The organism is Kitasatospora sp. NPDC101155 (assembly GCF_044768305.1).
Taxonomy (GTDB): Bacteria; Actinomycetota; Actinomycetes; order Streptomycetales; family Streptomycetaceae; genus Kitasatospora.
Genome location: NZ_JBIWPN010000060.1, coordinates 1 through 9,095, shown reverse-complemented (window position 1 = coordinate 9,095; position 9,095 = coordinate 1). Strand labels below are relative to the sequence as shown.

Genomic DNA, 9,095 nt, shown 5'->3' with positions numbered 1-9,095 from the left:
CACCGGGTCGATGACCTTCCCCACCGCCGGACCGGTGTCGCTGACCGCCACCGTCACCGCGGCCGGCACCACCTGCACCTGCACCAACGTCGTCTCCACCCCGGTCACCGTCACGGTGACCACGCCGCCGACCTGCCTGGTGCTCCTGCTGCCCCCGGTGACACCGGTGGTCGCCGGCCAGCCCACCGTCGTGTCCGCGGTGGTGTTGTGCAACGGCGTGCCCGTTCCGGGTGCGACGGTCACCTTCAACGGCGGCGGGGCCATCCCGGTGACCGTCACCACCAACGCACTCGGCATCGCCACCGGGTCGATGACCTTCCCCACCGCCGGACCGGTGTCGCTGACCGCCACCGTCACCGCGGCCGGCACCACCTGCACCTGCACCAACGTCGTCTCGCTCCCCGTCCCGATCACCGTCACCGTAGGCGGCCCCGCCGCGAGCCTGCAGGCGCTGCCGTCCTGCTGGCAGGGCCACTGGGAGCACGCGCTGCCGGACCCCTCGCACGGGCGACCGTATTCCGTCACCGCCACACTGGAGGCCCAGCTCACTCCCGCGGCCGCCGGCGTGACGGTGAACTTCCTCATCGCCGGACAGCCGGTGGGCTCGGCGGTGACGGACGCGTCCGGGATCGCGACCCTCACCACCGACCTGGACCTGCTTCAGGTCCGGTCCGGCGCCTTCACCGCGACCGCCACCGTCGGCGGCACGACGCTGCAGTCGACCGGCACCCTGCTGCCCTGCCAGCCGCTGCAGTGACCAGACCGGTCCTATCGGGCCCGGGACGTGGATCGCGGACCGGTACTGGTGGCCGAGCCAGGTGAGGCCTGACGTCATCGTCCGCGGATGAGCGGCCGACCTCGAAGGTCCGTCCCCCCGCCCTCGCACGGCGGGGGGACGGACGCGCCGGGGGCGTAGCGGCGAAGCCGCCGCACCCGCCGCGACGCCCGCAACCGTACTGCCGCGTCCCTGGTCAGTGGAGTTGTCCCGATGAGCTTGACCATGTTCCTTCTCTCGCTCGGCGCCACCTGCCGCGTCACCCGTTTCCTGACCAAGGACACCCTCGCGGGCGGTCTCAGGATCTGGGTCGCCGATCGCTTCGGCGAGGAGTCCAAGGCCGCCTATCTGATCACCTGCAGCTGGTGTTCGAGCGTCTGGGTGTCCGCCGTCACGGTCGGCTGTGCCGCGTGCCTGGAGGGCAGCCCGTGGTTCCGGATACCGGCGACCGCGCTCAGCGTCTCGTACCTGGCGGGTATGGCCTCACGATGGCTCGACTGACCAACGCCCCTCCCCAGGAAGACCCGAACCCCAGCACCCGGAAAAGAGACCGAACTCATGGCCTGCAACTGCGGCGGAGGATCCCCACAAACCGTTGTTTACCAGCTGAACCTGCCTGACGGCACCGTTCGCCAGTACGTCACCTACCAGGAAGCCCTGGCCGCACAGCACCGGGAAGGCGGCGCCGGAACGATCACCATCGTCAGCCGGTGACACGGGCGCCCGCCATCGGGGCGCACCGAAGGCGGTCGGCGCTTCGACCGGCCGCCTCACCCTTCCCGCACGAAGGGAGGAGCAGCACCGTTGCCGTCCCGGCGCATCCGCGGGTCGACGCGGACGTCCCGGCCGCGACCGCGATCCTGCGTCGTCGTCATGCTGATCGGCTTCAACCTGGCCCCGGTCACCGCCTCGACGTACTGGCCGCAGGACCAGTGGACGGCGCTGCTGGTGATGCTGTTCACCGGCCTCGCGGTGGTGTGCCTGCGCGGCTTCTGGTCGCGGGTGGCGATCTTCCTGGGGCTGGTCTTCGGGTACGGGATCTCCTTCGTCTTTGATCGGGTCTTCGGCAAGATCCACTCGGTGGACGGCGGCGGGCACATGAGCGACCACTGGCGCCTGGACCTGTCCGGTGTCGGCAAGGCGGACTGGATCGGCCTGCAGCCGACCAAAAGCGAGAGCTGGTCGCGTCCCGTGAAGTGGTGTAGTGGTTGTGCGCCAACGGTCATGAAGTCGGCGGAAGTTCGTCGTGGGTGTGCTCGGCGGGGTAGATCTGGTCCATGCTGCCCTCGGGCAGGTATCGGCGTGGGAAGGCTATCCATTCGTCGTGCATCTCGAACAGCACGGCGGTGACCAGCCGCAGGAGTGCGTCGTCGTTGGGAAGGCCTGGACGACGTCGGTGCGGCGCTTGATCTCGCGGTTGATCCGCTTCAGCGGGTTGGTGGACTGGATCGCAGCGGGACGACAGAAGCAGGGGGCAGTCGGGTTCGGTGAGTCGGCCGGGCCTGATGGAGAGCAGCCCCGACAACGACGGGACGCACTGGCACTACCGGACGGTGCGGGTCCGGCAAGCGAGACGGGAAGGTGGACGCGAGGAACCAGCGGTGTAAAGCCCCTCAAGACCTCCGCCAGCTCAGAGGACGTTAAGTCCGTTTCTGGTAGCGGCCGCGTCCGGGTTGGTCGAGGAGTCCCTGACGAACGAGTCGTCCCAGGCGGGAGCGGGTGACGTTGGTCGAGGGCTCGTCGGTGGGCAGTCCGAGGAGTTCGTGGAGGTCGCGAACCTGGAAGACCCGCCCGGGGTGCTCGTTGAAGGCGGTCACGATGCGCTGGTAGACGGTGGCGGGCTCCTCGGAGGCCTGTGCGTGGTCGGGCAGGGCGAGGCTGGCGATGACCTTGCGGGTGGTGACGATCTCGGCGAGGCGGGCCTCGACCTCGGCCAGGGCACGGGTGAGTTGCTCGATCTGTTCTCGAAGGCCGTCGGCGCGTGCGGTGGTCTCGTCGTGTTCGGCTTGCAACAGCCGCAGGAGTTCGGTGACGTTCACGCGGCCAGCCCCACCTCGTCGCGCCAGGCGGGGCTGGGGGTGGTGAGGCGGCGGAGCATGCCGGCGGTGGAGGCCCAGTAGACGCGGGAGGCGGCGTTGTCCAGCCGGTGGTCGTAGTCACGGGCGAGGCGCCGGTGGAGCATGAGGGTGCCGTTGACCTGCTCGACCACCCACCGCTTCGGTTGCGGAACGAAGCCCTTGCTCTGGGTGTCGGGGTTGCGGCGGACCACCTCGACGGTGATGTCCTTCACCGCCCCGTGGATGATTACGGCGTCCTTGAAGCCCTGGTCGACCAGGACCTTTTCCAGGCGCATCCCGCATCGTTCGGCTGCCTGGTCCAGCAGGGCGATGCCGGCCTCGTTGTCGTGCGCGCTCGCGGCGAGGATCACCACACCGATGATCAGGCCCAGCACGTCGACGGCGGGTCCCCGCTTCCTGCCGGGCGTCTTCTTGTTCGCGTCCAGTCCCGTGGTCTCCTTTGGCACCCCGGCCGCCACGCGCACGGACTGGGTGTCGGTGATCACCAGGGACGGGTCCTCTAATCGTCTGGCCCGCTCCCGCACCTGGCAGCGCAGGATCTCCTGGATCCGCTGGTCAAGGCCGTCCTGGCGCCACAGGCTGAAGTAGTAGAACACCGCCGACCAGGCCGGAAAGTCGTGCGGCAGGAGCCGCCACTGGCAGCCCGTCCGGTTCTGGTACAGCAGCGCGTTCACGACCTCGCGCAGGTCGCAGGAGCCCGGGTCCCCGGTCGCCGAGCGCGACACCCGCTCCTGCTTCCAGGCGGTGACCAGCGGCTCGATCAAGGCCCACTGCCCGTCGGACAAGTCCGTTGAGTACGGCATCCGTTCCATGCCCCAACAGCATCATGCACACGACACGCGAGTCAGCCTGAACGACTCCGTACACACGAACGGGCGACACCAGATCATCCAGAAACGGACTTAACGTCCTCTGAACGGGAGAAGGCTTGGTCGGCCTTCCTCCTACCAGCGGCAACCCGTCCCGCGCGCCACTTCACGAAAGCCCTTGACACCGCGGGGCCTTGGCTAACTTCGTGGCATTGGCGGTTGAACAGGTTGCGCTGGGCGGCAGCGTGCCAGTCTCCGTTGTCATCGCGGCGGCGCCGGTAGTGGGCCTTGGCACCGGGTGAGGCGGTGAGTGCGGAGAACGCCCAGAGGTAGCCGGCGTGGTTGAGCCGTCGTTCTTGACCCATCGGCGGGTGATGCTGGACTTCTTGCCCGAGGCTCGCGTGACGGGCGAGGCTCCGGCGTAGGCCTTGAGGCCGCGGGCGTCGGCGAAGCGGTGGCGGTCGTCGCCGATCTCGGCCAGGACTCGGGCACCGAGCTGGGTGCCGAGACCGGGAAAGCTGAGGATGATCTCGGCATCCGGGTGCTGCGGGAACATCTCCTCGACTGCCTGGGCGAGGTCGTCGTCGGCGGCGACGCAGGCGGCTGTGAGCTGGGCCAGGATCGCGAGCGCCTGCCGGCCGAGGGCATCTTCGACCGGTGGGGACTGGTGGGCCCAGTCGGCGCGGAAGATCCCACGAAGGCGCTCGGCTTCGACATCGATGCGGCGCTTGCGGCCAGCCCGCTTGAGGGCCGCGGAGATCTGGGACCGGGTCAGGAGAGCGGCCTCGGCCGGGGTGGGTGGGGCATCACACTTTGCTTGCGGCCCGAGCCACCGCCCTGGAGGTCGCTTGGCTTCAAGCTGGGGAAGCACGGCACGGCATCCCCGTCTCCCAGGTTGGTGGACGTGCACTTCCCGGCCTGGTCCGGCCTGGTCCGGCCTGGTTCAGCAGGTCTGGCGCAGGTAGCTGGGGTCGCTCGGTGGAACGACGTCGAGGTCGCGCCGCACGATGCTGATGCGGGTCCCCCAAGTCGTGCACGCCGCCTGGAGGCCCGGCTCGTCGTACTCGATGTCGAATACGCTGTCGCCGAACGCGTCGGTGTAACGGTTGCACTCGCCGTATGTGCCGCACTGTTCCACCACCGCGAAGTCGAGGCCCAGTTGCTGCCGGTCCGGGGCCAGCTCCGCCGCGTTCTTCTGGGCGATGGCAAGGCCTTGTCCATGGACGTGCGCGACGAGTAGAGACTGGTACGCCTCGGCGTCGGCCGCGCTCAGCAGTCCCGCCGACCGTGTGTAGCTGTCGTAGTTGTCCGGCTCGACGGCGTTGAAGCCTTTGGTGGCGCACTCGTCGATCCAGCCGTCCACCTTCAGAGCGATCCGCTGACGCTTGGTGTCCGTGCCGATGTCCAGCAGCGCCTCGTTCCAGGTGGTGTCGTAGACGACGTTGCCGGCCTGGTCCCGGAGCAGCAGGTCCTGGTCCCATTCCCGCTCTGCGTCCGGCTGGGCCTGGAAGCCGTTGACATAGCAGATGTTGTAGATCCCCGGCGCCGGGGACGCGCCGTGGTCGCGGCTGACGACGGACACGCCGGTCGGCGGCTGGTACGGCCCGCCGATCTGGTAGTCGAACCCGGCGTGCACTGGAGGCACCGTCACGGCGGGCGAGGCCGTCGCCGATGCCGGTGTTCCCTCGGACGCGGAAGGCGGGATCGTCACCGCCGGTTCCGCGGTTCCGCTGGAGGAACTGCACGAAGAGACTGCGAGAACGGCTGCCGCCGTCAGGGCTGCGGTGATCCTGATCCGCGACCTGCGGGATCGAGCATGGTCAACGGGCATCATCGGACTCCAGGATGACAGGGCATGTCCACGGGGCAGCTCCCCCCTTGCGGTGCCGGAAACACGAAGGACCACCCCGGCGCTTTCCTCCCGAGGGACGACCGGGACGACAAGGGAATCGAGGAGTGTCCGCGGAAAGGGAGGATCAGAGGCATTGCGCCGGGCGATGGAACCGCCGTCGTGCGCCCGCGACTTGATCGTATGAGAACGTCGAGTGGCTCCGCATCGGCGTGGGAGGGCGCAGCGCGGCAGCCCTCGTCCCGGCCGGAAGAACCAGGGCCGCTTCGCGGCGGCAGCGGTCAGGCGCGGTTCCCCCTGGTCTCCCGCCTCGTCGGGCAGGGCGACGGCGGCCAAGGCCTTGGCCGCCGTCGAGGTGTGGAGGCAGCGGGCCCGGTGGGTCAGGCCACGCAGCCGGGGACCGCGGTGGGGCTGCCGAAGCAGTTGGTCGGGTTGTTGGCGAGCACGGCGGTGAAGTTGAGCGTGACGGTACCGCCGTTGTTGTAGACGCCTCCGGGAGCATTGGTCGCGATGTTGCTGGCGACCTTGCTCGAGGTGAGCGTGGTCGTGGCGCCGGCACCGCCGAAGTTGGCGATTCCGCCGCCCGCACCCGTGGGCCCGGAGGCCGAGTTGTCGATGACGTTGCTCTGCGAGACGTTCAGCGTGGCGTCGTTGGCCACACCGCCGCCCAGCTCGAGCGCGTTGTTGTTGACGACAGCGCTCTTGGTGATGGTCATGGTGCCGTCGTTGCCCAGACCGCCGCCGTTGTGGAGCGCGCTGTTGCCGCTGATGAGGCTGCGGTCGACGTTCGTGGTGGAGCCGGTGTTGCCGCTGATCCCGCCGGAGAAGTCGGCGTGGTTGTCGCGGATGAGGCTGCGCCTGACGGTGAGGACTCCGTCGTTGCGGATGCCGCCCCCGAAGTCTCCCGTCGCGTCACCGTTGGCGATGATGGCCTCGCGAAGGTCCAGGTTTCCAGTCGAGTCGACCGTGAGGATGCGGAAGGCCGGCGCGCCCGGGTCACGGGTGATGGTGGCTCCGTGACCCTTGATGGTGATCGTGTTCTGGATGTCCGGCAGCGGGGTGGTCAGGTCGTAGACGCAGCCCGGGGCCAGGGCGAGCGTGTCGCCGGAGGTGTTCGCGTTGGTGATGGCGCTCGCCAGCGCGGCGGTGGTGCACGGGACGAACGTCTGCGCGGCTGCCGGGGTGGCGGCCAGGCCGGTGACCATGAAGGCGGCCGCCCCGAGAGCGCCCAGCGTGCGGATCGCCAGCTTGCTGCGGTTCATTGCTTCTCCCTGGTGTTGAGTGGATCGTTCACGGGGCCGCGTGCGGCGTGTCCGGGAACGGGTCGAGGGTGTGCTGGGACCTGGGCTCGTGGTGGCTTGAGCCCTCTGGTGTGGTCTGGTCGCACCTGTGCGGGCATCCGGCCTGCGACCGTCGGGGCGCAGGGGTTGAACGTCCGTGCGTCAGCAAGACGGTGTGGCGGTCACGGGTGTCGGTGTGGTGCCACGGCCTCGTCGGGGTTCTCGCCGGGCCGGTTCTGACTGCCGGATCCGTCCGGCGGCCACCCGTGGGTGCCCGTCTACGCGGTGGGTGCGGTGAGGTAGGTGTAGTCGCTGGGGACGTGGATGACCGCCACGCCGATGGGGTTGGCGCCGACAGGGATGGTGGCGCTGGCTGCGTTCGTCGCGGTGTCGGTCACGCCGGCCCTCCCGAAGCCGGCGTTGGTCACGCACGCGGCAGCTCCGCCCGAAGTGATCGCCACTCTCACCGGGCCGTTGAAGCCGGGGATGGTGGCGATCGTCTGAGGGAGGCGGTGCCGATCACGCTCACCGTGCCGTCGCCGTTGTTCGCGACGTAGGCGCGTCGTCCATTCTCAGCGATCGCGATTCCGATGGATCCGCCCCGACCGGCACGGTCGCGGCCTTCGCCGTCGGCCCTGCTGTCAGACGGTCAGTAACTGAGGTCATGACGTCCCCTCCGATCAAACGGGGACCGCCGACGTCCAAAGGCCGTCGCGTTCACGACAGCCGACATGACGTCGGTTCCTTACCGGGGGCGCCCGACGGCTGCCGGACCGGGAGCACATGTCTCCTGAGGTCCAACGCATTCCCCCGGCAAGGGATGGGCGGCCCACCGGGTGTAATCGCTACGAGTAACCCATAGGGCTACAGAAGGTGGCCACCAGAAGGCCCGCTTCTCACCCGAACGGCCGAGCGCGCTCTCCCCGGGAACGACCTGCACGTGCTGTCCACCCGGCCGCGACGGCCGCTTCCCTGCGTACCGCGGCCACACCTGCCAGCCCTGCAGCGTTTCGCGTTCGCCTGAAACGGCCCCGCCGGCCGGCGCAGAGCGGCGGACGGGTTGTCGGGCCGGACGGCATCCTCCCGCCGGAACCCGAGCACGGCGATTCGGAATACCGCAGCTGGGCCACCGGCCACCACACCGCGATCGCGGCAGCGCTGGCCGGCCACCTCGCCCGAGACGCTCGCGCTTGCGCCCGTTGTGTCGCGAAGACCCGCTGACACATCGGGGCCCGGGAGCCCGGGTGCATCGCAATCGGTCCGGCCACCGATATGCGCCCGGAGTCGCGGGTGCCGACTCTCACGACCGGGGTGGTTCCGGCGGCGCTTCCATGTCTGGGCCCGCTTCCACGGCGACGCGAGTGGCCGGCGCCTCGACGCTTCGTCCGGCCACGCTGGTGGGGTCCGGTATTTGCGATGGGCGTGCGCGGACATCTCGTCGCGCTGGGCCTTTTGGGTGACTATTCGTCAATACTGTTGCTTCATATCCATTCTTTCGAGTTAATGGTGACGTCTGAACCGGCGGGCCGCCCATCCCCGTGCCGGGAAGCTCAGCTGGCGGCCCGTCCGTTGTTCCAGCCCCCGTCGCTTGGGCGCCGGGGCTGATTGGTTCGAGCCGGCCTGGTGTCAGCTCGCCGGCTCGCCGACGCCACCGGTCCAGACATCCCGTAGTCGCGACAGTGTTGGCTTCCCGAAAACGGCCACCGCTGCTTCGGAATCCCCACATGGTTGGGCGTTGAACAACTGGGCGGAGTCGCCCGTCTCCGAAGGATGTGGGCCGGCTCGAGCGGTCAAGGGCGCCTTGTCGGCGTCGCTGCGCGATGGGCTGCGCCCACCCTGGACAGCCCGCTCCGTACCGAAGTTCGGCTGGCTGACAGGCGGCTCCGCAGGCTCGCCGTTCCGCCCCAGGTCCCGCCCGCGGCGGGTGGGGAACAGGGTGAGCGTGTCTGGCCAGCCCCTGAGCAGTGGGTGGGGAATTTCAACGAGCCCCATCAACAGTGTCGGTACCTGCGGCCCGGTATTCCCCGTCCCGTCCTTCGGACTCGCTGCCGGGCGCAGTACGCCGGGTCGAGGCAGTGGCCGGACAGCTGACAGGACCCGGGCCGGGCGGCGTGGCTGAAGGTCCACCCGGCCGCCATCACCGTTCTCACACAGGAGACATATCGTGAACGCAACTGTGCATGCGGCGCCGTTGGCGCCGAACCTCACGCTGCCCTGGCCGCTGCCGCCCGTGCTGTTCGCGGACAGTCCCAACGCGGGGCCCGTGGCCGGCGGCAACACCGTCGCCCTCACCGGCCTGGGCCT

At 69.3% G+C, this 9,095-nt stretch carries 8 protein-coding genes and 2 pseudogenes; 4 read left to right on the top strand and 6 right to left on the bottom strand.

The features are described from left to right. The 4 genes and pseudogenes from ACIRYZ_RS41105 to ACIRYZ_RS41090 form a co-directional block, all read left to right on the top strand. Positions 1–757, top strand: a 757-nt coding sequence (locus ACIRYZ_RS41105) for an Ig-like domain-containing protein (RefSeq protein WP_402953764.1), incomplete at its 5' end; no start/stop codon positions are given. A gap of 231 nt (positions 758–988) precedes the next feature. Next, on the top strand, positions 989–1,276 hold the full coding sequence (locus ACIRYZ_RS41100; protein ID WP_402953763.1) for a hypothetical protein: 288 nt from the start codon (positions 989–991) through the stop codon (positions 1,274–1,276). Positions 1,277–1,333: 57 nt separating this feature from the next. Next, entirely contained in the window at positions 1,334–1,489 is a 156-nt protein-coding gene (locus ACIRYZ_RS41095) for a hypothetical protein (protein WP_396541897.1), read from the top strand. Positions 1,490–1,642: 153 nt separating this feature from the next. Then, positions 1,643–1,933 (top strand): annotated as a pseudogene (locus tag ACIRYZ_RS41090) (nitrate reductase); the annotation flags it as partial. 482 nt (positions 1,934–2,415) lie between these two features. Here the strand turns inward: ACIRYZ_RS41090 and ACIRYZ_RS41085 are convergent. The 6 genes and pseudogenes from ACIRYZ_RS41085 to ACIRYZ_RS41060 form a co-directional block, all read right to left on the bottom strand. Further along, complete coding sequence (locus ACIRYZ_RS41085) at positions 2,416–2,814, bottom strand: hypothetical protein (RefSeq protein ID WP_402953762.1); 399 nt, start codon at positions 2,812–2,814, stop codon at positions 2,416–2,418. Continuing rightward, complete coding sequence (locus ACIRYZ_RS41080; RefSeq protein ID WP_402953761.1) at positions 2,811–3,665, bottom strand: IS5 family transposase; 855 nt, start codon at positions 3,663–3,665, stop codon at positions 2,811–2,813. The genes ACIRYZ_RS41085 and ACIRYZ_RS41080 overlap by 4 nt, the downstream gene beginning before the upstream one ends. Positions 3,666–3,739: 74 nt before the next feature. Beyond that, a pseudogene (locus ACIRYZ_RS41075) lies at positions 3,740–4,461 on the bottom strand (transposase); the annotation flags it as partial. Positions 4,462–4,605: 144 nt separating this feature from the next. Beyond that, entirely contained in the window at positions 4,606–5,493 is an 888-nt protein-coding gene (locus tag ACIRYZ_RS41070; RefSeq protein WP_402953785.1) for an endo alpha-1,4 polygalactosaminidase, read from the bottom strand. Positions 5,494–5,891: 398 nt separating this feature from the next. Then, positions 5,892–6,773, bottom strand: a complete 882-nt coding sequence (locus ACIRYZ_RS41065; protein WP_402953760.1) for a hypothetical protein — start codon at positions 6,771–6,773, stop codon at positions 5,892–5,894. A gap of 296 nt (positions 6,774–7,069) precedes the next feature. Beyond that, positions 7,070–7,189: a hypothetical protein gene (locus ACIRYZ_RS41060; protein WP_402953784.1), complete on the bottom strand. Its 120-nt coding sequence runs from the start codon at positions 7,187–7,189 to the stop codon at positions 7,070–7,072. Positions 7,190–9,095: the final 1,906 nt, after the last annotated feature.